26 protein-coding genes are annotated in these 23,131 nt (G+C 65.7%); 10 read left to right on the top strand and 16 right to left on the bottom strand.

The features are described 5' to 3' along the window. Window positions 1-6 precede the first annotated feature (6 nt). Together proC and DT069_RS04945 are read left to right on the top strand one after the other, a co-directional pair. On the top strand, window positions 7-825 hold the full coding sequence (gene proC, locus DT069_RS04950) for a pyrroline-5-carboxylate reductase (protein ID WP_119459163.1): 819 nt from the start codon (window positions 7-9) through the stop codon (window positions 823-825). Between the two features lie 10 nt (window positions 826-835). Next, entirely contained in the window at window positions 836-1,318 is a 483-nt protein-coding gene (locus DT069_RS04945) for a YbaK/EbsC family protein (RefSeq protein ID WP_119459162.1), read from the top strand. 4 nt (window positions 1,319-1,322) lie between these two features. Here the strand turns inward: DT069_RS04945 and DT069_RS04940 are convergent, their stop codons facing one another. Beyond that, the gene (locus DT069_RS04940) at window positions 1,323-2,861 is read right to left on the bottom strand and encodes an amidohydrolase family protein (RefSeq protein WP_119459161.1); all 1,539 of its coding nucleotides are present in this window, start codon (window positions 2,859-2,861) and stop codon (window positions 1,323-1,325) included. Window positions 2,862-3,097: 236 nt separating this feature from the next. Between DT069_RS04940 and DT069_RS04935 the strand changes: the two genes are divergently transcribed. The 4 genes from DT069_RS04935 (at window position 3,098) to DT069_RS04920 (ending at window position 6,044) form a co-directional block, all read left to right on the top strand. Further along, on the top strand, window positions 3,098-3,697 hold the full coding sequence (locus DT069_RS04935; protein ID WP_119459160.1) for a TetR family transcriptional regulator: 600 nt from the start codon (window positions 3,098-3,100) through the stop codon (window positions 3,695-3,697). A gap of 23 nt (window positions 3,698-3,720) precedes the next feature. Beyond that, window positions 3,721-4,356, top strand: a complete 636-nt coding sequence (locus DT069_RS04930; protein ID WP_162912984.1) for a phasin family protein — start codon at window positions 3,721-3,723, stop codon at window positions 4,354-4,356. Between the two features lie 143 nt (window positions 4,357-4,499). Then, window positions 4,500-4,880: a tRNA-binding protein gene (locus tag DT069_RS04925; RefSeq protein ID WP_119459301.1), complete on the top strand. Its 381-nt coding sequence runs from the start codon at window positions 4,500-4,502 to the stop codon at window positions 4,878-4,880. A gap of 405 nt (window positions 4,881-5,285) precedes the next feature. Then, window positions 5,286-6,044 carry a cell wall hydrolase gene (locus tag DT069_RS04920; protein ID WP_119459158.1) on the top strand — a complete coding sequence of 253 codons (759 nt, stop codon included), beginning with the start codon at window positions 5,286-5,288 and terminating at the stop codon, window positions 6,042-6,044. A gap of 65 nt (window positions 6,045-6,109) precedes the next feature. Here DT069_RS04920 and DT069_RS04915 read toward each other — a convergent pair whose 3' ends face one another. From DT069_RS04915 to DT069_RS04905, 3 genes are all read right to left on the bottom strand, one after another. Beyond that, window positions 6,110-7,516, bottom strand: a complete 1,407-nt coding sequence (locus tag DT069_RS04915; RefSeq protein WP_425450009.1) for an ATP-binding protein — start codon at window positions 7,514-7,516, stop codon at window positions 6,110-6,112. A gap of 3 nt (window positions 7,517-7,519) precedes the next feature. Further along, a complete protein-coding gene (locus tag DT069_RS04910; protein WP_119459157.1) occupies window positions 7,520-8,209 on the bottom strand; it encodes a response regulator in 690 nt (229 codons plus the stop codon). Between the two features lie 69 nt (window positions 8,210-8,278). Next, a complete protein-coding gene (locus DT069_RS04905) occupies window positions 8,279-8,794 on the bottom strand; it encodes a MarR family winged helix-turn-helix transcriptional regulator (RefSeq protein WP_119459156.1) in 516 nt (171 codons plus the stop codon). Window positions 8,795-8,897: 103 nt separating this feature from the next. Between DT069_RS04905 and DT069_RS04900 the strand changes: the two genes are divergently transcribed. Continuing rightward, a complete protein-coding gene (locus DT069_RS04900; RefSeq protein WP_119459155.1) occupies window positions 8,898-9,794 on the top strand; it encodes a branched-chain amino acid aminotransferase in 897 nt (298 codons plus the stop codon). A gap of 305 nt (window positions 9,795-10,099) precedes the next feature. Here the strand turns inward: DT069_RS04900 and DT069_RS24885 are convergent, their stop codons facing one another. The 3 genes from DT069_RS24885 to moaD all read right to left on the bottom strand — a co-directional run bounded on the left by DT069_RS24885 (window position 10,100) and on the right by moaD (window position 11,413). Then, window positions 10,100-10,549 (bottom strand): cation diffusion facilitator family transporter, encoded by a 450-nt coding sequence (locus DT069_RS24885; RefSeq protein ID WP_425450008.1) that lies wholly within the window; start codon window positions 10,547-10,549, stop codon window positions 10,100-10,102. A gap of 131 nt (window positions 10,550-10,680) precedes the next feature. After that, on the bottom strand, window positions 10,681-11,148 hold the full coding sequence (locus DT069_RS04890) for a molybdenum cofactor biosynthesis protein MoaE (RefSeq protein ID WP_119459154.1): 468 nt from the start codon (window positions 11,146-11,148) through the stop codon (window positions 10,681-10,683). Between the two features lie 13 nt (window positions 11,149-11,161). Next, window positions 11,162-11,413: a molybdopterin converting factor subunit 1 gene (gene moaD, locus DT069_RS04885; protein ID WP_119459153.1), complete on the bottom strand. Its 252-nt coding sequence runs from the start codon at window positions 11,411-11,413 to the stop codon at window positions 11,162-11,164. Window positions 11,414-11,664: 251 nt separating this feature from the next. On the opposite strand from moaD, the gene DT069_RS04880 reads away from it, so the two are divergent. Continuing rightward, entirely contained in the window at window positions 11,665-11,958 is a 294-nt protein-coding gene (locus DT069_RS04880; RefSeq protein WP_119459152.1) for a hypothetical protein, read from the top strand. 14 nt (window positions 11,959-11,972) lie between these two features. Here the strand turns inward: DT069_RS04880 and DT069_RS04875 are convergent, their stop codons facing one another. The 8 genes from DT069_RS04875 to uvrB all read right to left on the bottom strand — a co-directional run bounded on the left by DT069_RS04875 (window position 11,973) and on the right by uvrB (window position 21,155). Next, the gene (locus tag DT069_RS04875; protein ID WP_119459151.1) at window positions 11,973-13,265 is read right to left on the bottom strand and encodes a molybdopterin molybdotransferase MoeA; all 1,293 of its coding nucleotides are present in this window, start codon (window positions 13,263-13,265) and stop codon (window positions 11,973-11,975) included. A 7-nt stretch (window positions 13,266-13,272) separates the two neighbouring features. Continuing rightward, window positions 13,273-13,809, bottom strand: coding sequence for a molybdopterin-guanine dinucleotide biosynthesis protein B (gene mobB / locus DT069_RS04870; protein ID WP_119459150.1), 537 nt, complete (start codon window positions 13,807-13,809; stop codon window positions 13,273-13,275). Window positions 13,810-13,870: 61 nt separating this feature from the next. Next, window positions 13,871-14,503: a CDP-diacylglycerol--glycerol-3-phosphate 3-phosphatidyltransferase gene (gene pgsA, locus DT069_RS04865; RefSeq protein WP_119459149.1), complete on the bottom strand. Its 633-nt coding sequence runs from the start codon at window positions 14,501-14,503 to the stop codon at window positions 13,871-13,873. Window positions 14,504-14,606: 103 nt separating this feature from the next. Next, window positions 14,607-16,586, bottom strand: a complete 1,980-nt coding sequence (uvrC, locus tag DT069_RS04860) for an excinuclease ABC subunit UvrC (RefSeq protein WP_425450007.1) — start codon at window positions 16,584-16,586, stop codon at window positions 14,607-14,609. 474 nt (window positions 16,587-17,060) lie between these two features. Continuing rightward, window positions 17,061-17,402 carry a dihydroneopterin aldolase gene (locus tag DT069_RS04855; RefSeq protein ID WP_425450006.1) on the bottom strand — a complete coding sequence of 114 codons (342 nt, stop codon included), beginning with the start codon at window positions 17,400-17,402 and terminating at the stop codon, window positions 17,061-17,063. Between the two features lie 171 nt (window positions 17,403-17,573). Beyond that, complete coding sequence (locus tag DT069_RS04850; protein ID WP_119459298.1) at window positions 17,574-18,359, bottom strand: SDR family oxidoreductase; 786 nt, start codon at window positions 18,357-18,359, stop codon at window positions 17,574-17,576. A 144-nt stretch (window positions 18,360-18,503) separates the two neighbouring features. Further along, the gene (gene msrB / locus DT069_RS04845) at window positions 18,504-18,905 is read right to left on the bottom strand and encodes a peptide-methionine (R)-S-oxide reductase MsrB (RefSeq protein WP_119459147.1); all 402 of its coding nucleotides are present in this window, start codon (window positions 18,903-18,905) and stop codon (window positions 18,504-18,506) included. A gap of 90 nt (window positions 18,906-18,995) precedes the next feature. Beyond that, the gene (gene uvrB / locus DT069_RS04840; RefSeq protein ID WP_119459146.1) at window positions 18,996-21,155 is read right to left on the bottom strand and encodes an excinuclease ABC subunit UvrB; all 2,160 of its coding nucleotides are present in this window, start codon (window positions 21,153-21,155) and stop codon (window positions 18,996-18,998) included. Window positions 21,156-21,281: 126 nt separating this feature from the next. Between uvrB and DT069_RS04835 the strand changes: the two genes are divergently transcribed. Both DT069_RS04835 and DT069_RS04830 read left to right on the top strand, forming a co-directional pair. Beyond that, on the top strand, window positions 21,282-22,154 hold the full coding sequence (locus tag DT069_RS04835; protein WP_119459145.1) for a protein-L-isoaspartate O-methyltransferase family protein: 873 nt from the start codon (window positions 21,282-21,284) through the stop codon (window positions 22,152-22,154). Window positions 22,155-22,163: 9 nt separating this feature from the next. Continuing rightward, entirely contained in the window at window positions 22,164-22,523 is a 360-nt protein-coding gene (locus tag DT069_RS04830) for an MmcQ/YjbR family DNA-binding protein (protein ID WP_119459144.1), read from the top strand. Here the strand turns inward: DT069_RS04830 and DT069_RS04825 are convergent. After that, the gene (locus tag DT069_RS04825) at window positions 22,515-23,078 is read right to left on the bottom strand and encodes a methyltransferase domain-containing protein (RefSeq protein ID WP_425450032.1); all 564 of its coding nucleotides are present in this window, start codon (window positions 23,076-23,078) and stop codon (window positions 22,515-22,517) included. The genes DT069_RS04830 and DT069_RS04825 overlap by 9 nt on opposite strands. Between the last annotated feature and the right edge of the window lie 53 nt (window positions 23,079-23,131).

Raw genomic sequence — 23,131 nt, 5'->3', positions numbered from 1 at the left:
ACGTCGATGAATCTAAGCGGGCCGCTGCTGCTTGTCGGCAGCGGCAAGATGGGCGGTGCGATGCTGCGCGGCTGGCTCGACCGTGGCCTGCCGCCGTCCGACATCGCCGTCGTCGAACCCAATCCCGCGGCGCTCGGCGATCTTGCATCCGCCGGGCTCCGCATTCTGCCCGATGCGGCGGCGGTGCCGGCGGACCTATGGCCGGCGGTCGTTGTTCTGGCCGTGAAGCCCCAGATGATGGGCGGAGTCCTGCCCGCCTATGCCCGGTTCGCGCGGCCGGAGACGGTGTTCCTCTCGGTCGCGGCGGGCAAGACGATCGCCTATTTCGAGCGGCATTTCGGCGCGGGAACGCCGATCGTCCGGGCGATGCCGAACACTCCGGCCGCGGTTGGTCGCGGTATTACGGCCCTCTCGGCGAACGGCGCCGTCACCGCCGCGCAGAGGGACGCCTGCAGTACGCTGCTGAGCGCGGTCGGCGAGGTCGCTTGGGTCGAGGCGGAGGCGCTGCTCGATGCGGTGACGGCGGTCAGCGGCGGCGGCCCCGCCTATGTGTTCCTGATGATCGAGTGCCTGGCGGAGGCCGGCGTCCAAGCCGGCCTGCCGCCGGATCTCGCGATGCGGCTCGCCCGCAGCACGGTCGCCGGCGCCGGCGAGCTGGCGTGTCGCTCCGACGATCCGGTATCCATCTTGCGCCAGAACGTGACCAGCCCCGGCGGCACAACGATCGAAGCGCTGAGTATCCTGATGGCGCCGGATGGCATGCAGGTCCTCTTCACCAAGGCGATCGCCGCGGCGACCCGACGGTCGCGCGAACTCGCGGATTGAAGGCTCGACCATGGCGGAACCGCCGCTGCGTGCCAGCGCCGACCGGGTGCGGCAGGCCCTGCGCGCCTTTGGCCATGATGTTCAGGTGGTGGAGTTCGCGGAGACGACCCGAACCGCGGCCGAGGCGGCTGCGGCGATCGGCTGCGCCGTCGCGCAGATCGCGAAATCCTTGATCTTCCGCGCCGCGTCCTCGGGCCGGCCGGTGCTGGTGATCGCCAGCGGCGCCAATCGAGTCAATGAGAAGACGGTCGCGGCGGTGCTGGGCGAGAAACTGGAGCGGGCCGATGCCGACTTCGTCCGGGCGAAGACCGGTTTCGCGATCGGCGGCGTGCCGCCGGTCGGCCATCGCGAGTCGCCGGTCACCTTCATCGACGAGGATCTGCGGCAGTTCGATGAGATCTGGGCCGCCGCCGGAACACCCTATGCGGTGTTCCGGCTGACTCCGGCCGACCTTGTCTCCTTGACCGGCGGGACGGTGATCGCCATTCGCTAGCGGTTTACCGCCGCGAATTGTAGCGGATATAGGGCAGAAGCTCCGGGATCTCCCAGGCCGCGTAGTGCGCCTCGATATAGGGAAGCAGCGCCTCCACCCGTTTCGCCGCCTCCGCCGGATAAGGCGCCACCGTCAGCTGGGCCGCCAATTCGCGGCCGGCGGCCTCTGCGTCGAACCGGGTCGGTCGGCCGTCCTGAAGCATGACCTCGCCGCCGACCAGGACGGTCCGCACGTCGCTGGCCCGAGCGCGCAGCAGGATGAGGTCGCGCGGGTCGGTCTCTGGCGCGACCCAGGGCCATGTCAGCCGCTCGAGGTCGAGCAGCAGGATGTCCGCGGCATGGTCGGGCGCCAGCCTGCCGAGCAGTCCTTCCTTGCGCAGCAGCTTGGCGCCGCCCGTCGTCGCCATGGCGAACAGGTCCGTCGGCTGCGGCGCAGCCGTCTTCATCTGCGGCGTCCGGTGCAGGCGGAGCGCGAGGCGCATCTCCGCGAACATGTCCTCGTCGTCGTCGAGCGTCGTGCCGTCCATGCCGAGCGCGACCGTGCTTCCGGACGCCAACAATGCGTTGAGCGGCGCAATGCCGGCGCGCAGGCGCAGGTTGGAGCCGGGATTGTGGCTGATCGCCGCACCGCTCTCGGACAGCACCTCGATCTCGGGCTCCGTCAGCCAGACGCCGTGCGCGATCGAGAAGCGGGGGCTCAGCACCCCCAGGTTGCGTAGATGGAGGAGGGTTGGCCGGCCCAGGAACTTCGGGCCGTAGAGCTTCTCGTACAGGGATTCGGTAAGATGGGTCTGAATCCCGGTGTCGTAGGTCTCGGCCTGTTGCGCGATGCGCTGCATGAAGCCGTCCGACACCCATTGCGGGCCGGGCGGGGCGAACCAGAGGTCGATCCGCGGATGTGCCCGATAGGTTTTCCAGAACGTCTCCATTACGGCGAAATATTCGTCCTGGTCGATCGCGTTCGGGGGCGGCAGTTGCTGCTCTGCATAGGCGCGCAGCTCCGCCGGCAGGGAGGCGAGGAACCGCTCCTCCTCGCCGCGCGGCCCCCAGACGAGATGGCTCTGGTCGCTGATTCCGGCGGCGAACGCGACGCGGAGGCCGGCCTCGTCATAGGCCGCCAGGGCCCGGCGCATGGCATCGGCATAGTCGTCGGCGGTTCCACCGCCGCCGTGGACGTCCACAACCGTGGTCACGCCGGATCGCAGAAGACGCGCCGCGCTCAGCAATGTGTCGAGATAGATGTCGGTCGGGCGTCGCGAATCGAGCGAGAGTAGCCAAAGCTCCAGGAGCCGATCCGGCACGCCGTGCTGGAGGGCCGTCACGCCGGCGCTGTGGTGATGGGCGTTGATCAGCCCCGGCAGGACGGCGACCGAGTCGGACCCCAGGACCGTGGCGCCGGGGTGGCGCTCCCGCAGCCCGCGCCAGTCGCCGACCTCGCGAATCCGGTCGCCTGCCACCAGGACCGCCCCGTCAGACAGAACGGGATCGGCCGGGCCTGGGCCGGCGATCACCCAGCGGCCGCGAACGAGCAAGCTATCGGTCATTCCGTATCTCCTCCTGATCGCGCCCGGCGAAAGGCGGTACCATTCGAGAGATCCGGGCTTATATCTGTTATCTATTCCGTTTCGAGGGTTAGAGCCTGATCCGATCGCATCGAAACGATGTGATCGGATCAGGCTCAAATCATATGAGTTAGAGAACGATCCACTGATCAGGATGCCTCAACCTGATCAGTGGATCGTTCTCTAGGCCGGAGCGAGCGGCGAAGCAGGAGACGAGTATGGTCAAGAAAGCGGATCTTCCCAAGCACATCCTCGACCGCGCCTTCGAGCTCGCGGCGGAGCGCGGCTGGCGCGCGATCTCCCTGTCGGATATCGCAGGGGCGGCGAAGGTACCGCTATCCCAGCTTTATGCCCTCTATCCGTCAAAGACGGCGATCCTCGAGGCCTTCTCGCAGGAGCTCGATCGGCAGGTCCTGTCGGCGACCGACGCAGAGACGCCGGAGGGGTCGGCGCGCGACCGGCTGTTCGACGTGGTGATGCGCCGGCTCGACGCAATGGAGCCGCACCGGGAGGCGGTGCGGGCGATTCTGAACGGAACCCGCCGCGATCCGCTGATGGCCCTGGCCAGCCTGGGCCAGTTCATGCGCTCGATGGCCTGCATGCTGGAGGCGGCGGGCATCTCCGCCGCGGGTGTGCGCGGCGCGATTCGCGTCGAAGGGCTTGCCGCAATCTATCTCGCCACCCTGCGCGTCTGGCTGAAAGATGAAAGCGAGGATCGGGCCCGGACTATGGCTACCCTCGATTCGCGGCTCCGCCGGGCAGAAAGCTGGATCGGGATGCTGGAGCGTCGGCGCCCCGGTCGCTCCTCGGCGGCCTGACGTCGCGGCCGGACCGATCAGGTTTGGCATCGCCTCGATCGCCAGTTTTTGCTGCAGTGCACAAAAATGGCTTGACGCCGTCGTTCGCTACGCACATATTCGCAGCGTTGCTGCAGTGCAGCATGGGCGCGACCCTTTATCCTAATCCTGATTGGAGTGCAGATATGGCGAAGGCCAACAATGCTTTCAGCGACACGGAGTTCAAGGTTCCGAACTTCTCACAGTTCTATGCGGATTACAGCCGCATGATGGGCGATTTCGGCAAGCTGTTCGGCAATTCCAAGACGTCCTTCCTGGATATCAATGCCGTAGTGGCGACCCAACAGCGCAATATCGAGGCGCTGACGAAGGCGAACAAGCTGGCGTTTGATGGCGCCCAGGCGGCCGCGCGGCGCCAGGTGGAGATCGTCCGCCAGAGTTTCGACGATCTCGCCAAGATGAGCCATGAACTTGCGGCGGCGGGCAGCCCGGAAGACAAGCTGGCGCGTCAGGCGGATTTCGCAAAGGAGAGCTTCGCGACGGCCGTTGGTGCGATCCGCGAGGTTTCGGAGCTGCTGCAGAAGTCGAATCTCGAGGCGGCCGACGTGATCAGCAAGCGGATGTCCGACAATTTCGACGAAGTGAAGACCGCGCTGTCGCAGGTCAACGGCAGCCACTAACAGCCGTTCGTCCGTGTCGAAAGCGCCGCCCCGCTTCTTCGGTGGGGCTGCGCTTTCGTTGGCGAATCCTCGCGGCATTGCCGCATCCGCGCCGCGGATGCTAGCCTCCCCGCCGAACGCAACAGTTGGCGGACCTGGCGCCCATGACGGACAAGCAATCTTCCCCGGCCTCCCCATCTCCGGAACTCACCCCGACCATCACCTATGACGATTTCCGCAAGGTCGATGTCCGGGTGGGGACGATCCTCGCCGTTGATCCGTTTCCGGAGGCGCGCCGTCCGGCTTTCAGGCTGCAGGTGGATTTCGGGCCCGAGATCGGCGTCCGCAAGACCTCAGCCCAGATCACCAGCTACCGGCCCGAGGACCTTATCGGCCGTCAGATAGCCGCCGTGGTGAACTTCCCGCCGAAGCAGATCGGCAAGTTCATGTCCGAGGTACTGGTGCTGGGATTTCCCGACGCGGCCGGTCAGGTGGTGTTGATCCGGCCCGATCAATCCGTTCCTAACGGCGGGCGGCTGTACTGAGCTGCACAGATCGCGCGGTGCCGTAGGGGCGGGTTTCAAACCCGCCCCTACTGATTCAGCCTGAGCTTGATGCGGCGGTTGCGTGACAGGCGGCTCCGTCGTCGCTCGGGCTGCAGGTCGATCCCTTTATTACTTCAGCGGAACATTTTGCCGATCGCGGCGTTATATCGTGGAAAGAGCTGAGTAATCAGCGGCTTCTCTCCCTGTCATGACCGAGGGTCGAACAGTAATGCTTGGAGTTCGGTTAACGAATTAGGTTAATCGGTTAACTGCCTGACTATTCAGTAAAATGCCACATGCTTATGTGTTGCTTACCAAACATAAAGATTAGAAAATCGTCAACGCGCCGTCCATAATAAGGGCCAGAAAGAGCCGGAAGGCTGCGGCAAGACGAGGAGGTCTGTCATGAATGTTTTTCGGGCCATCGGAGATACTCTCCATAGCGCTTCAAGGTCCGTCTTCCCAAGGCTTGCCCTCCCAAGGCTTGTCCTCCCAAGACTCGTCATCGCGGGGCGCAGCCGGCAGAGCGCGGCCTTTGCCGGATGCCTGGCCCTGATTACTGGCGGCCTTGCCCTGATCCCCGGGCCCGATGCGGCTGCCATCGCGACCGTGGAGGAGGGACAGGCCCTCGCGGCGGTCGCGCCGGGTGCCGGCGGGTTTGGGGCGCAAAGCACGGCTGCTCTCGCGCTGACACCGGATCTGCGGCACGCGGCCGGAGGTGCCAACACCCTGGCGACGATCGGCCGCGAGGTCGAATGTCTCGCCCTCAACATCTATTTCGAAGCGCGCAGCGAGCCCGAGACCGGCAAGCGCGCCGTTGCCCATGTCGTGATGAATCGCGTGGCCGACCCGCGGTTTCCGGACGATGTCTGCGCCGTCGTGCAGCAGGGCGGCGAATGGCCGCGGCACCGTTGCCAGTTCTCCTGGTGGTGCGACGGCCAGAGCGACGAGCCGACGGACCGGCGCGCCTGGGTGCGCAGCAAGGCGCTGGCCCAGCAGGTCTATTGGGCCCGTTCCGCGGACCCGACCAACGGCGCTCTCTGGTATCACGCCGATTATGTCGCGCCGAGCTGGGGCCAAGTTCTGGCCCAGGCCGGCAAGATCGGCCGGCACATCTTCTATCTGGATCAAAAGAAGCCGAAACTGCAGCTCGCGTCCTCCTGACGGCGGACTGACGGCGGATCGCGGGGCTTGGCACGGCGCCTGATCTCCAGGCGTCGGCCACGGAGCTAGACCGGAAGGCGCAGGCGGGCGCGGAGGCCGCCGCTGGGGGACTCCGCCAGCGCCAGCTCTCCCCCATGGCTGCGCATCACGTCGCGGGCGATGGTCAGACCAAGCCCGATTCCGCCGGTTTCCGAGTTGCGCGACTGGTCGAGGCGATAGAACGGCCGGAAGACCTCTTCGCGCTGCTCGGGGGGAATGCCCGGCCCGTCATCGTCGATCGTGATCTCGACCGCGGCGCCGCGATGACCGGCGCGCACCGACACCGTCCGGGCGTATCGCTGCGCGTTGGCAATCAGGTTGCCGACGCAGCGCCGGAACGCATCCGGCCGCAAGCGCATCGGCAGCGGGTCCTCCTCAGTATGCAGGTCGATCGTCGTGCCCTCGCGCCGGGCGCTCCCGACTACATCCTTCAGCAGCGCCGAAAGATCGACCTCCACTGGCTGCTCGGTGCCTTCGCCGCGGGCGAAGGCGAGATAGCCGCCGACCATTTTCTCCATCTCGGCCACGTCGGCCTTCAGATCGGCGGTGTCCGGGCTGTCGGGCAGCATCGCGAGCTGCAGCTTCATCCGGGTCAGGGGCGTTCGCAAATCGTGCGAAACGCCGGCCAGCATTTCCGTGCGCTGCGTGATCTGTCGGGTGATACGGTTGCGCATCAGGTTGAAGGCGGCGGCCACCTGCCGCACCTCGGTCGCACCTTCGATGCGGAAATCGCCGGTTTCGCGCCCCTTGCCGAAATCATCGACGGCGGCGGCCAACCGGCGGATCGGCCGCACCTGGTTGCGCATGAACACGGTGGCGACGGCGAACAGCACCAGCGAGGTGCCGACCATCCAGAGGATGAAGACGTAGGTGGTCGAACTGAACAGCCGCCGGCGCGGTGCGACGATGTGAAGCACGCCGTCGGGAAGCTGCACCTGAATCTCGACATACTTCTCCAGCGAGCGGGTATCGATCAGGAACGGCCGCCGCACCACATTGGCGAGCGCCGTGGCCAGCTTGCGATCGACCAGCGTCTCGCGCATCAGCAGCGGATTGAGCCTCAGGATCTTGCCGGGGGCGAGCGTCATCTCGAGCTGCATCGTCTCCTCGGCGACCGCGAAGATGCGGGGATAGTGCTCGGGCCCCGATACCTCCTCCATCAGGGCGATGACCGCGGCGATGTCGCCGGCGATGCTGCCCGCCAGCCGCCGCGTCACGGTTTCCCAATGGCTGTCGTAGAACACCCAGGTCGACACGACCTGCAGCAGGATCAGCGGCGTGATGATGATCAGCAGCGACCGGCCCAGAAGCGAGCGCGGCAGCATACGATTCAGGGCGGCCACCATGCTTCTCATGGCCGAGCGGCGGGCGTCCCCCGCCTTCGGCTCCGCCGCGACCCGGCCCTCTGCGATCCGGCCTTCCGCACTCGTCATGGTCTAGTCCTGCCGCAGCATATAGCCGCGTCCCCGAACGGTCTGGAGGTAGCGGGGAAAGCGGGAGTGGGGCTCGATCTTGCGGCGCAGCCGGGCCATCTGCACGTCGACCGTCCGGCTGTTGCCGGCGGCGATACCCGCCTGTCGGCTCAACTCCTCGCGGCTGAGTGGCACACCCGGGCTGCGCGCGAGCGCGGACAGCAGGTCGGCTTCAGCCGTTGTCAGCCGAACCTCCTCGGCGCCGCGGCGCAGGAGTTGGCGATCGAGATCGAAGCTGTGCTCGCCGAAGCGAATCTCCTGGACCTTCGGTACCGTTTCCTGCGGCACCCGGCGCAGGATCGTGCGGATGCGCAGGACCAGCTCGCGCGGCTCGAACGGCTTCGGCAGATAGTCGTCGGCGCCTTGCTCAAGACCGGTGATGCGGTCTTCGGCCTCGGCCATCGCGGTGAGCAGCAGGATAGGCACCTTGCTGTCGGCGCGCAGCGCCGCCGTCAGCTCCAAGCCAGTCTCACCCGGCATCATGATGTCGAGGACGATCAGGTCGAAGGCGATGCCGGCCAGCCGCGCCCGCGCATCGGCGGCGTCTCCGGCGACGGTGACGCGGAAGCCCTGCTCGCTGAGATATTTCCGCAGCAGCTCGCGCAGGCGCCGGTCGTCGTCGACGACCAGGATATGCGGCATCTCTTCCGTCATGACGCGGCGGATTATACGGCGCGACGCGGCCGGATGCCTAGCGGCGCCTTGTAGCGCTCAACGTAGCGCTCAACGCCGACCGGACTCGGTCTTCAACGCCGCTCCCGGCTCGCCGAAGCGGGCGCGGTCGGTTTCGTTGATCAGGCCGAGCAGGACCTTGCGGAAGCCGTCCACCGCCTCGGCGCCCGCGGCGCGGTAGGCGCGGGCGAACAGCGCCCGTTGGCTCTCCGTCAGGCGCCGCTCCAGCTCGGTGCCCTGCGGCGTCAGCTCAAGCAGCCGCTGGCGGCGGTCGGTCGGCCCCGGCCGCTGGGTGACGAACCCTTGATCGACCAGTTGGCTCAGGACCCGGCTCAGGCTCTGCTTGGTGATCTTCAGGATGTCGAGCAGCTCCGATACCGTCATGGATGGGTTGCGGCCGACGAAATAGATCACCCGATGATGCGCCCGGCCGAAGCCGTATTGGGCCAGCATCGCATCGGGCTCGGCCGTGAAGTCGCGGTAGGCGAAGAACAGCAGTTCAATGCCCTGGCGCAGGTCCTCCTCGCGGAGGAACAGCGGATTGGCCAAAGATTTTACGTCAGCCATGTTGACATATTTTTCTGCAAAACATACCGTGGACTGGGTGTTCGTCGATGGTCGACGGGCATAATATAGCGGCAAAGCGCTTCAACAAGGGTGGACCGGTGTCATGAGCGTACTCCCCTTCGACGACCGAGACGGCGTGATCTGGTACGATGGCGTGCTGGTGCCCTGGCGCGAGGCCAAGCTGCATGTGCTGAGCCACGGCTTGCATTATGCGAGCTGCGTGTTCGAAGGCGAGCGGGCCTATGGCGGCCGCATCTTCAAGAGCGCCGAGCATAGCGAGCGGTTCCTCAACTCGGCACAGGTCCTTGGCTTCAAGATTCCCTACAGCGCTGCCGAAATCGACGCCGCCAAGCGTCAGTTGCTCGAGGCGCAGGGCTTCGACGACGCCTATGTCCGTCCCGTCGCCTGGCGCGGCAGCGAGATGATGGGCGTGTCGGCGCAGCAGACCCGCATCCATGTCGCGATCGCCGTCTGGCAGTGGCCGGCCTATTTCTCGCCGGAATCACGGACGAAGGGCATCCGCCTGACCATCTCGAAATGGCGCCGTCCGGCCCCGGACACGGCGCCGGTCCACGCCAAGGCGGCCGGCCTCTATATGATCTGCACGATGAGCAAGCATTCTGCAGAGGCGGAAGGCTATGCCGATGCCCTGATGCTCGACTGGCGCGGCCAGATCGCCGAGGCGACCGGCGCCAACATCTTCCTGGCCCAGAACGGCGAGCTGCACACCCCAACGCCGGACTGCTTCCTCGACGGCATCACCCGGCGCACGGTGATCGACCTGGCGCGCCGGCGCGGCATCAAGGTGATCGAGCGGGCGCTGATGCCGGAGGAGCTCGGCCGCACCGACGAGGTGTTCATCACCGGCACCGCGGCCGAAGTGACCCCGGTGGGCGAGATAGGCCCCTATAGCTTCAAGGTCGGCGCGATCACCCGGGCGATGATGGAAGACTACGAGAAGCTGGTCCGCGCGCCGGCTGACGCCGCAGCCGCGGAGTAGGGACGGGCCCCTACGTTGCAGATCGGTCCGGGCGCGAGTCACTCCCGCTTAGGGACAGCTGGTCGAGTCGCGAGCTCCGAGCCTTGATCGGCTCCGCCGGGTCATCCTGGTTTCGCCGAGGGGGCCGGAGAAAAACATACCTGATGGCGGGGTGACACTTTTTAAGTGAAGCAGTGAGGTCTTCTATGGCGGCCTCTATCTCGGGACTGGTCAATTCGTCGCGGAAGTCGATGGACACGGCGAGAAGGATATTGTTGGGGCCAAGATGCATGGTAAGCAGGTCCTTGGCGGCCACTATCCGGGAATCAGAGTCGAGAACGGATCGGACGAACGAGACCACCTCGGTCGAGGCGCCCTCCCGTCATCAGGCTGAGGGTTTCTCGCGCCAGGAAGACGGCGATCAGCACGAGAACGGCGCCAATACCGATGGAGACCATGCCGTCGAAGATCGGTTCGTCGAAGACATAGGCGAGAGCGATGCCGCCCAGCGCGAAGATGAGCAGCGCGACGATAATGGCCCAGAAATGGATTTTGATTCCATGGCCGAAGGGATGGTTTTCGTCAGCCGGCCGTGCGGCCCTCCGAAGATCAAAGAGGAGGAGGCCCTGATTGCTGGTGTCGACGATCGAGTGAATGCCCTCGCTCAACATCGCGCTCGAGCCGGTCCACGACGCTGCCGCGAACTTGGTGCAGGCGATGGCCAGGTTGCCGGCGAGGGCGGCGCAGATTACCCGCTTCGAGCCGTGAGATGCCATTGGTTTGGCTTCGGTGCAGCGTGGCTGAAAACCGAGGGGTGAACCCAGGCGTCTCCGGGGTTGTTCCTACAGGGCGAAGTGTATCGGCCGCGGAGTGGGCTCGTGAATGCTGCGGCCAGGCAGGGCAACCCCTACGATTCGGCCGCCCAGCGCTTGGCCGCGGCGTCGTCGCTGTCGCGCGCGTCAACCCATTGGCCGCCCGAGGGCGTCTCCTCGAGCTTCCAAAACGGTGCCTTGGTCTTCAGCCAATCGATCAGGAACTGGCAGCTTTCCAGCGCCGCCTGACGGTGGGCCGAGGCGGTGGCGACCAGCACGATGCGGTCGCCGGGCTCGAGCCGGCCATAGCGGTGGATGATCAGGCTCGCTTCCAAGGGCCAGCGGCGATTGGCCTCCGCCTCGATCTCGGCGAGCTTCTTCTCGGTCATGCCGGGATAATGCTCCAGCGTCATCGCGCCGATGGGCGCATTGCCGGTCCTACTGGGAGCCATATCGCGGACCAGACCGACGAAGCTGGCCAGACCGCCGATATTGCGGTTGTCGGCCGTCAGCCGGGCGAATTCGGCACCAATGTCGAAATCCTCGGCCTGGACGCGGATCATCGCTCGCTTCCAGTCAGCCACCGGTCACCGGGGGGAACAGCGCGATCTCGTCGCCCTGGGCGACCCGATGATCGGGGCCGGCATATTCCTGATTGACCGCGACGCGCACGACCTCGCGGTTGGCCAAGGCCGCTGCATAACCCGCCCCGCGGGCCTCCAGCCAGTCCAGCAGGGCGGCGACCGTGGTGACGGAGGCGGGCGGCTGCACCTCCTCCTCGGCCGTGCCGATCTTGCCCTTGAGCCATGCGAAATAAAGGATCTTCATCCGTGCGCCCGCCGCAGCCTCTCTCCGAGAATCTATATGATGCGCATCTTAGCCGTCTGAAGGGGCTGTTTGAAGAACCCAGAAGAAAGTTCCATAGTCAGGTCGTTTCGGAAGAAAAAATATTTCGGTTCCGGCTGGTGGTAGAATCCAGGCGCAGGCCTAGATAATCAGTCTAAACGTGGCCGGCCGAGTTCAAGCCGGTCTATTGCGCTGTGAAGCGCGACCCTCTAGCTAGGAGCGCGGAGGCTAGCATGGTCGCTTCGGTTTCTTGTGATCGGCCGCTGTTCACTGCGGCGGATGAGGCCTTGATGTTGCGAATCGGCGCCTATTTCGAGGCGCTCGGGTTCGAGATCGAGCGGGATAGGAGCGACACCTACGACGGTTATTGGATGACGCCGCCGGGGACCATCAATCCGGCCTGGATCATCGTTCGGCAGGATAATGGCGCCTATGAGCTTCGGGATGGCCTGCTCACCATCGAACGGAGAGGACGGTCGCTGCGGGATATCCTGCCGCCCGAGTGGATGCCGGCATTGGCCGCATAAGGGCGCGAGAGTCACTAGCGCACCTCATTGAAGGGCAGGAAATCCACCATGCTCCCCGGGGCAAGGTGGGTCGTGTCCTCCGGCAGCTCGACCAGCCCGTCGGATTCGACCATCGAGCTCAGGATGCCCGCTCCGTCGCGGGGGAATTTCTGCGCCGCAAGGTCGCCGGCGCTGTCAGGAACCAGCCGCGCCCGGACCCATTCGCGGCGATCCTTCTTCTTCTTATGCTCGAACGCGGCACGCACCCGGAACAGGGGCGGCGCCAGATCCTTTGCGCCCATCAGCCGCAGGACCATCGGTCGGGCGATGCGCAGGAACGTCACCATGACGGCCACCGGGTTTCCAGGCAGGCCGATGAAGGGCACCGGGCGGTCTTCGGACATGATCTGGCCGAAGGCGATCGGCCGGCCGGGCTTGATGGCCAAGCGCCAGAAATGCAGATTGCCCAGCGCCTCGACCGCCGCCTTGACGTGGTCCTCCTCGCCGACCGACACGCCGCCGGAGGTGATCAGCAGGTCATGCTCCTGCGCGGCGACGGCAAGCGACAGGCGGACGACCTCGCGGCGGTCCGGCAGGATGCCCAGGTCGGTCACCGCGGCGCCCAGCTGGGACAGCATCGCGGCAAGCGTATAGCGGTTCGAATCGTAGATCGCGCCCGTCTCGAGCGGCATTCCCGGCTCGACCAGCTCGTCGCCGGTCGAGAACAGGGCGACGCGCAGCGGCTGCGAGACCGGTAGCGTCGTCAGGCCGATCGAGGCGGCGAGGCCGACCTCCTGGGGCCGTAGCCGCGTCCCGGCCTCCAGGATGGTGCGCCCGGCGCGGACATCCTCGCCGGCCAGACGGCGGTTAGCGCCGCGCTTGATGCCCGGGCGAATGATGACGACATCGCCCTCAAGGCGGCAGTCTTCCTGCATCATTACCGTATCGGGCCCAGCGGAATCGGGTTCAGTGGCCGCACCGAGGGGCATCGCTGCCCCGGTGAAGATGCGGATCGCTTCGCCCCGCCTTGCCGGTCGCCCCAGCGGATGCCCTGCGGCGGCCCGTCCGTTGACCGGCAGCCGCGTTTCCGCGTTCGCGTTGAGGTCCTCGAAATAGACGGCATAGCCGTCGACAGCCGAATTGTCGTGGCGCGGCACGTCGATCGGCGCCACCACCGGCTCGGCGAGAATGCGGTCCCCGGCACGGGTCAGCGGAACCGGCTCGACCCCGGTGACGGTGACGAGCCGGCCGAGCAATCGGTCGAGGGCTTCGTCGAGGGGCATCAGCGGCCCGCCGCCCGCGAAGCAGTCGTCAGTCAATTGGGCCACGGCCGCGCTACTCCCGCATCGCCGTCCGGCGGGCATCCGCGCCGCGCGCCGGCAGGTTGCAATGGGCGATAATGAAATCGGCGATCGCGGTGACGTCGTCGATCGGAATCACAGGCCGCGGAAGGTCCGGCAACGCGATGTCGCTCGCCACCGCAACGATGCGCGGATCCTCGGACTGAAGGAGCGGCTTGCCGTTTGCCTGGCGGTAGACTTCCAGCTTGTCGTGCGCCTCGCGCTTGAACCCTTCGATCAGCAGCAGGTCGACCGGGGCCATCCGGCGCATCAGCTCGGCCGCCGTGGGCTCCGCGGCGCCGCGGTGCTCATGCATCAGCGCCCAACGCTGGGCCGAGCCGACCATCACCTCGGTCGCGCCGGCCGCACGGTGCTCGTAGGAATCCTTGCCGGGCTTGTCGATGTCGAACGCGTGATGGGCATGCTTCATCGTCGATACGGACAGCCCGCGACCGATCAGTTCCGGCAGCAGCTTGACCACCAGCGTCGTCTTGCCGCTTCCGCTCCATCCTGCGAGGCCGAAGACCTTCATCGTCCCGCTTTCATGTCCCAGTTGGGCATGTCCCCGTTGGGCGGGAGCGGCCGGTGGCCGCTCACCGCGCCGGTTTCGGTGGTCTGACGGCGGAGGAGCGTGACCGGGTGGACGCCGCGCCGGGGCGCCGGGCGGGCGTGTCCGGGCCCATATGCCGCAGGCCTGTCACCAGGTAGTCGTAGCCTGTCACCAGCGTCAGTATCGCCGCCAGCCAAAGACCGATCTCGCCGATCTCCGTCACCGGCACGGCGGCGGGGCCGGCATCGCCGACGATCAGAAAGCCCAGGGCCAGCATCTGCAGCATGGTCTTCCATTTCGCGAGCCGGCTCACCGGCACGCTGACATTGAGGCCGGCGAGAAACTCCCGCAGCCCCGACACGAGAACCTCACGGCACAGGATGACCAGCGCAGGCAGGATGACGAGGCCGGAAATGCGCTCGGAGAAGGCCAGCATCAGGATTACCGCCGCCACCAGGAGCTTATCGGCGATCGGGTCTAGAAAGACTCCAATCTTCGTGATCTGGGCACGGCTGCGCGCGAACCGCCCGTCGAAATAGTCGGTGATCCCGGCGGCGCCGAACAGGAAGCCGGACACCCAGCGCCAGACGTCGCCCTCGACGAAGAACAGGCCGACCAGGACGGGAATGATGGCGATCCGCGACAGGGTCAGGAGATTGGGGAGGCTTGTCAGCATTGGGTCCGTCAGTCTGAGAACATTCCATGTTTTACAGCCTGTTCCGCTCCTAAACAACCATCCGGCCGGGATGGACCCGCCGGCCGACGGCCGCCTCGAAGGGTTAACCTTGGCCGTGAAAGTGATCATAAATCCGCTTCGCCACGGTCCCGCTGATTCCCTCGACAGCTTCGAGGTCTGCGAGTCCGGCCCGGGCGACGTTCCGGGCCGAGCCGAAGTGGTGGAGCAGGGCCTTCTTCCGCCGCGCGCCGATGCCCGGAACCTCGTCGAGCAGGGACTGGCCGATCTGCTTCGAGCGCTTCGCGCGATGGGTGCCGATGACGAAGCGGTGCGCCTCGTCGCGCAAGCGCTGCAGGAAATACAGCACCGGGTCGTTCGGCTCCAAGCTGAAGGGCTCGCGCCCCGGCAGGAAGAACCGCTCGCGGCCGGCATTGCGGTCGGGTCCCTTGGCGATCGCGGCGACCGGCTGGTCCGAGATACCGAGATCGGCGAACACCTGCAGGGCTACGCTCAACTGCCCGGCGCCGCCGTCGATCAGCACAAGGTCCGGCCAGGTTCCGCCCTGCCGTTCCGGGTCCTCCTTGAGCGCGCGGGCGAATCGGCGGGTCAGCACCTCGCGCATCATCGCGTAGTCGTCCCCGGGGGCGTCCCTGGGGGCGTCCCTGGGGGCGTTTTCGGGCGCGTCGTCGCCTGCGCCGGCAATCGCGAACTTGCGATAGGCGTTCTTCATCAGCCCGTCCGGGCCGGCGACGATCATGGCCCCATAAGGGTTGCGGCCGGAGATATGGCTGTTGTCGTAGACCTCGATGCGGTTCGGCGGACCGTCCAGCCCGAAGACGGAGGCCGTGCCTTCGAGCAGGCGCCGCTGCGTCGCGTTCTCGGACAGCCGGCGCGCGAGCGCATCGCGGGCGTTGGCCGTCGCATGATCGACCAGCTTGCGCTTGTCGCCCCGCTGCGGCACCAGCAGCTTGACCGCGTGGCTTGCCTGCAGCGCCAGCGCCTCGGCAAGCAGCATCTGCTCGCTCGGCGCATGGCTTAGGAGGATCAGGCGCGGCACCGGCTTGTTGCTGTAGAACTGGCCGAGAAAGGCGGCCAACACATCCGGCAGGTCGAGCTGGCGGTCGTGGCTGGGGAAGTAGGCACGGTTGCCGTAATTGCTGCCGGCGCGGAAGAAGAAGACCTGAATACAGGTCTGGCCGCCGGCTTGGTGCGCGGCGATGACGTCCGCCTCGTCGATGCCGGCGACGTTGATGGCCTGATGCGCCTGGATCTGCGTCAGCCCGCGGATCCGGTCGCGATAGCGCGCCGCCGTCTCGAAGTCGAGCGCATCGCTCGCCGCCTGCATCCGTTCCGCGAGGCGCTGCTGGATGCCCCGGCTGTTGCCGGACAGAAACTCGCGCGCCTGACCGACGAGTTCGGCATAGTCCTCCGGCGCGATACGATTCACGCAGGGCGCCGAGCAGCGCTTGATCTGATATTGCAGGCAGGGGCGCGTTCGGCCGGCGAACACGCTGTCGGAGCAGGACCGCAGGAGAAAGGCGCGCTGTAGGGCGGTGATGGTGTGGTTAACCGCACCAGCCGAGGCGAAGGGGCCGAAATACTCGCTCTTAGGATCCTGCGCGCCGCGATGCTTGGCAAGCTGCGGCGCCGGGTGGTTGCCGGTGATCGTGATGAACGGAAAGGACTTGTCGTCGCGCAGCAGGACATTGTAGCGCGGCATCAACCGCTTGATCAGGTTGCCCTCGAGCAGCAGCGCCTCGACCTCCGTATGGGTCGTGATGACCTCGAGCGCCACCGTTTCCGCGACCATCCGCTGCAGCCGGTTCGGCAGCTTCGCGATCTGCGTATAGCTGGCGACACGCCGCTTCAGATTGCGCGCCTTGCCGACATAGAGCGCGTCGCCCTTCGCGTTCAGCATCCGATACACGCCGGGGCTGCCGGGCAGGGTCTTGAGCTGCGCCTGAATCACGGCGACGCCGTGCGCGATGCTGCCCGCATGGCCCATATCCGGTTCGCTCAAGCCCGATCGCTGTTCCGGCGCTTGCTGCATCGACTCCTGCTCCAACGGCGCGTCCTGTTTCATGATGTTCGTCATGGGTCAGCCGGAAGATTAATGGCAAGTGCGGTGCGGTCGCGCTGGCTGCTCGTCCAACCGGGAAGCCTTTCGGCTCTAGTGCAATGCGAGAAGCCGAGAGGCGGCAAAGGGCGGCGCCAGATATCCACGGAATCTGTGGATAACTCTGTCGATAAATGGGATTTGCCACTCACTTCGCCAAGCAAATCCGGCTCTTTGTCCTCGTTGCGTAAAAATTAGGCAGAATTCACAACATATTGAAATGGAACAGAAAAACTCAAGTCAAGCGCAAACAATCTGTCACAACTGCGATCAGGGGCTTGACTTCGCCGCCATCTTAACCGTCGCCATTTCCTTGTGAACAACTCTCCGCCGCCGTTCCCCCTTGGAAGCGGAAGAACCTTCGATATTTCAATAGCTTCTTAACCATGGAGGCGAATCGACTCACACATCAGGGCGGCGTTGCCGGAGCCGCCGCGACAGTCAATCCTGCGGCCGCTTTCGCTCGATCTCGACGCCGACGCTCTCAGCCTCGGGGAAAACTTCCAGCTTCTCGATCTTGACCCGCACGCTGCGTACCCGCGCATCCTCGAGGCATGTCGTCGCGATGCGCTCAGCCAAGGTTTCGGCAAGGTTCACATGCCCGGCGCCGACCACATGCCGGATGCTGGTGACGAGCTCGCTATAGCAGACGACGCTGTCGAGATCGTCCTCGAGCGGTCCCTCCGTTCGGAAGTCCAGATCGAGATTGATGCGGATGCGCTGATCGGCGACCCGCTCATGCTGATGAATGCCGATCCTGCAGGGCAATACCAAGTCCCGCACGAAGATTCGCGCTTCCCAAGGGGCATTCGAGGGGGCGCCCCCGGGGGCGCTTCTCGGGCGGGTCCGGCCCAGGGCTACCGGATCAGCCTTTTTGCTGACGTTGGCTTTACTCATAACCGTTTAGCTCCTGCGCGTCCCGGTCGAGTCGGAACCCATCGCGATCAAGCCGCCTTATTCGCGCTTCACATATCCGCGCGACGGCAATGCCCAGCCCAGATGCTCGCCGCCATCGAGCGCGATCATCTGACCGGTGATCGCCGGGGCCGACAGCAGGAAAAGAACCGCCTCGCAGATCTCCTCCGGCGTCGTGCCGTGGCCCAGCGGCACGGCATTGCACAGCTCCTCGAACTGCTCAACAGTCTGCTTCGGGCTGGGCAATGTCGGCCCAGGGCCGATGCCGTTGACGCGAATGTGCGGCGCAAGCGCCAGGGCCAGTGTTCGGGTCAGCGTCCACAGGCCCATCTTCGAGACCGTGTAAGATAGGAAGTAGGGCGTCAATTTCCAGACGCGCTGATCCAGCAGGTTGATGATGTTGCCCTGGACATCCTCGGGCATCTGCCGGGCGAAAGCCTGGCTCAGGACCAACGGCGCGCGCAGATTGGTTTCTATATGCGCGTCCCACGACTCACGCGTCGCCGTATCGACCGTGTCCATCTCGAAGAGCGAGGCATTGTTGACGAGGCAGGTCAGCGGCCCGACCGCACCCACGGCGCGCTCCACCAGCATCTCGACCTCGGATTCACGGGACAGGTCGCAGCGCAGCGCCACCGCCCGGCCGCCGGCCGCCTCGATGCGCGACACCACCTCGGCGGCGGCCGTCTCCGAGCCGTGATAGTGGACGGCGACCGCCCAGCCGGCGTCGGCCATGCCAAGCGCGATCGCGCGGCCGATACGCTTCGCGGCGCCGGTGACGAGGACGGCGCCCGGAGGTGCCTGTTTGGAGGGTCTGTCGATCATCGGCTGGAAAATGGGCCAAACGCGCGAACGGCGCAAGAGCCGCGGTCGGCGCCGTTTGCGCGGATACGGTGGCTCACCCCCTCCCCCAACCATCCCCCCGTCGAGGGGAGGAGGTAGGGGGAGGGGCAATTTGCGGCCGAACGCCTATTTCTTTGGCTTCAGATCGAGTGCGGCCGAGTTGATGCAGTAGCGGAGGCCGGTCGGCTGCGGGCCGTCGTCGAAGACGTGTCCGAGATGCGCGTGACATTTCGCACAGAGCACTTCGGTGCGCCTCATGCCGTGGCTGGCATCGCTCTCCGTCGCGACCGCTTCTTCGGACATTGGCTTATAGAAGCTCGGCCAGCCGGAGCCGGACTCGAACTTCGTGTCAGAGTCGAACAGCTCCTCGCCGCAGACGACGCAGGCGTAGGTGCCCGGCGTTTTCTCGTCATTGTACTTTCCGGTGAAGGCCCGTTCGGTGCCCTTCTCCTGGGTGATGTGATATTGCTCCGGCGTCAGCTTCCGGCGCAGGGTGTCGTCGTCCGGCTTTCTGGTCTCATTCGCCATCGCAGCTCCTCCTCATCCTTCGACAAGCTCAGGATGAGGCCCTCATGGTGAGCTTGTCGAACCATGAGGGCCTCGGTCACAGACCGACAATCAGCGCCGCCGGCGACCCGTCGGCCGGCCGGAGCGTGTCTTTGGCCCAGCGTTCTTGCCGCCGAGTCCGCTGCCGCTGAAGCTGCCCGGCAGGCCGGCGGTGGAGCGCGCCACGGGGCGGCCGTCCGTGGGCACGCCGAGATCCATTGCCTCCAGCCGGCGGATCTCGTCGCGCAGGCGCGCGGCCTCCTCGAACTCGAGGTCGGCAGCCGCTGTACGCATCCGCTGCTCCAGATCGGCGATATAGGCCTTGAGATTATGGCCGACGAGATTGCCGGCCTCCGCGTCGCCGGTCGATACCGTCACCCGGTCACCCTCATAGACGCTCTGCAGAATGTCCGAGATCGACTTGCGCACGGATTCCGGCGTGATGCCGTTGGCAGCGTTGTACGCCTGCTGCCTCTCGCGCCGGCGGTTGGTCTCGGCGAGCGCCACCTCGAGCGATCCCGTCATCTTGTCGGCATAGAGCACGACGCGACCGTCGATGTTGCGCGCCGCCCGCCCGATCGTCTGGATCAGCGAGGTCTGCGAACGCAGAAAGCCTTCCTTGTCGGCGTCGAGAATCGCGACCAGCGCGCATTCCGGGATGTCCAGCCCCTCGCGCAGCAGGTTGATGCCGATCAGCACGTCGAAGGCCCCGAGCCGCAGATCGCGGATGATCTCGATGCGCTCCAGCGTCTCGACGTCCGAATGGATGTAGCGGACGCGGATGCCCGCCTCGTGCATATATTCGGTCAGGTCCTCGGCCATCCGCTTGGTCAGCGTCGTGATCAGCACGCGCTGGCCCTTCGCCGCCGCCTCGTGGCATTCGGCGATCACATCGTCGACCTGGGTCTCCGTCGGCCGGATCAGGCAGACGGGATCGATCAGGCCGGTCGGCCGGATCACCTGCTCGGTGAAGGCGCCGCTGGTGCGCTCCAGCTCCCACCGGCCCGGCGTCGCCGAGACATAGACCGTCTGCGGCCGCATCGCATCCCACTCCTCGAACTTCAGCGGCCGGTTGTCCATGCAGGAGGGCAGGCGGAAGCCGTATTCCGACAGGATCGACTTGCGGGCGAAGTCGCCGCGATACATGCCGCCGATCTGCGGCACGGTGACGTGGCTCTCATCGACGATCAGCAGCGCGTCGCCCGGCAGATATTCGAACAGGGTCGGCGGCGGCTCGCCGGGCTTGCGGCCGGTCAGATAGCGGGAATAATTCTCGATGCCGGCGCAGCTCCCGGTCGCCTCGATCATCTCGATGTCGAAAACCGTGCGCTGCTCGAGCCGCTGCGCCTCCAGCAGCTTGCCCGCCTTGTTCAACTCCTCGAGCCGCTGCTTGAGCTCAACCTTGATCTGCTTGACCGCCTGCGTCAGCGTCGGCTTCGGTGTCACATAATGGCTGTTGGCGTAGATCCTGACCTCGTCCAGCGCCGCCGTCTTCTCGCCGGTCAGCGGGTCGAACTCGTGCAGCGACTCGATCTCGTCGCCGAACAGCGACAGCTTCCAGGCGCGGTCCTCAAAGTGGGCGGGAAAGATCTCCACCGAATCGCCGCGCACCCGGAAGGTGCCGCGATGGAAGTCCGCGTCATTGCGCTTGTATTGCAGCTCGACGAAGCGGCGCAGCAGCTCGGTGCGGTTGATCGTCTGCCCCTGCCGCAGGGTCACCGTCATCGTCGAATAGGTTTCGGGCGAGCCGATGCCGTAGATGCAGGAGACGCTGGCGACGATCACCACGTCACGGCGCTCGAACAAGGCCCGCGTCGCCGAGTGGCGCATTCGGTCGATCTGCTCGTTGATCGACGACTCCTTCTCGACAAAGGTGTCGGTGCGCGGAACGTAGGCCTCGGGCTGGTAGTAGTCGTAGTAGGATACGAAATACTCGACCGCGTTGTCCGGGAAGAATCCTTTCATCTCACCATAGAGCTGTGCCGCCAGCGTCTTGTTGGGCGCCAGGATCAGCGCCGGACGCTGCAGTTCCTGGATGACATGCGCCATGGTGAAGGTCTTGCCGGAGCCGGTGACGCCGAGCAGGACCTGGTCGCGCTCCTGGGCGCCCAGGCCCGCGACGAGCTCGCGGATCGCCTGCGGCTGGTCGCCGGCGGGTTTGTAGTCGGACTGGAGCGTAAAGGGCGTGCCGCGCAACGCGGGCAGCGGCCGTTCGGCAAGTTCGAGAGGCATGGCTGGAATATAGGTCCTCTTCCGGCGTCGGCCAATGGGGCAAGCACCGGTGATGGCCGGAACGTTGCGGCCGATGGGCGCGCGCCTTACGATGGTTATGGTTGACGGCTTCGATTGGGCACGCCCATGGCCGATATCGACATCGTGCGCCGGGCCTATGCGAAGCAGATCATGGCGGCCGCCGGGGTCGATAGCCGTGCGCTGGAGGAGGCGTTCGCGCGCGTCCCGCGTGAGGATTTCCTCGGCCCAGGACCGTGGCAGATCTGGCGGTCCGGCCGGGGCTATTGCGCGACACCGTCGGCGGACCCGGTCTATCTCTATACGAATGACTTGGTGGCGATCGACCCGGCGCGGCAGATCAACAACGGCGAGCCCTCCTTCCATGCCACGCTGATGGCGGCGCTGGCTCCCGCGGCGGGCGAGCATATCGTTCATATCGGGACCGGCACGGGCTACTACACGGCGATCCTTGCCGAGCTGGTCCGCGCCGCGGGCCGGGTCACCGGCATCGAGTACGACCCCAGCCTGTCGGATCGGGCGGCGCGAAACCTTGCGCGCTATCCAAACGTCACCGTCCTCACCGGCGATGGCGCCAGGATGACCTTCGATCCTGCTGACGGGATCTATGTGAATGCCGGGGCGACCCGGCCGGCCGAAAGCTGGCTGGACGGCCTGACGGAGGGCGGCCGCCTGATCCTGCCCTTGACCACGGACGACAACCGCCCGAAGGCCGAGATGCCGGGGGGGACGCGTCGCGGCGGCGTGCTGAAGGTCGTTCGGCGTGGGTCCCGATACGCCGCCCGCTTCATTTCCTCGGTCCTCATCTTTCCCTGCGCCGGCGCACGCGATGCCGCATCGGAACGGCTCCTCGCCGCCGCCATGGAGGGGGGCGGGGCAGAGACCGTGCGGAGCCTGCGCCGCGATGCGCATGACCGGGAGCGCTCCTGCTGGCTGCATGCCGATGGCTGGTGCCTATCCCAATGTGCCGTCGACCTGTAGAGTGGCGCGATGTCAAGACAGCCGACCGACTACCTGCGCGCGATCTGCCTGGCGCTTCCCGAAGCGGTGGAGAAGGAGGCATGGGGCGATCCGACCTTCCGGGTGCGCGACAAGATCTTCGCGATGGAGAAGCGTGGCGACGGGCGCATCTCGCTCTGGTGCAAGGCACCGCCCGGCAGTCAGATGGTGCTGGTCGGTGCCGATCCGGAGCGGTTCTTCGTGCCGCCCTATGTCGGCCACAAGGGATGGGTCGGCATGCGGCTCGACCGCAATCCGGACTGGGACGAGGTGGCCGTCGTGGTCAAGCGCAGCTACGGGCTGATCGCGCCCAAGCGACTCGCCGCGCTGATCGGTCGTACCTCAGTTTGAAACTTCAGGCTCGCCACGGCGAGCAAGGTCTGCGACCACCATTTCGGCCACGAAGAGCTTCTCGCCTCGCATCAGGCCGTGTCGGATGATCTGTTCAGGACCGTCAGCGGTAAACTCTGATAGGGCGAAGCCAGCAGCGTGTATTCGGTTCCTTGCATCGGCGCCATAGAATCGAACGTGATTGGCTTGGCCGAAATACAGGAATCGATCATCCGGAGACGTGATCTCGGGATTCTCATAGGTCGCGTTCCACCCTTCCACGATCGGAAACATGAGCAAGAGGACGCCACCTGGCTTCAGGATACGGTGCAATTCCGAGAGTGCCTTTCTGTCGTCGACGTGCTCCAGGATATGAAAGCAGATAATCGCGTCAAAGGATGCGTCAGGCTGATCGATTTCTTCGATGTTCAGCACAAGATCGGCCCGGCCCGGACTGAGGTCGGCTGTCACATATTCCTCGACAGAAGGGCGCACGAAGCTCGTAATTGACTGCTCCGGCGCGAAGTGAAGCAGTTTGGACCCGGCTAAGCGCTGTTCGTGCTCGTCGAACCACATCTTGAACAAGCGGTGACGTTCCAAGGAGGAGCATTGGGGGCATTGCGCGTCGG

The organism is Virgifigura deserti (assembly GCA_003576685.1).
Classification (GTDB): Bacteria; Pseudomonadota; Alphaproteobacteria; order Dongiales; family Dongiaceae; genus Virgifigura; species Virgifigura deserti.
This window is presented reverse-complemented; position numbering and strand designations above follow the sequence as displayed.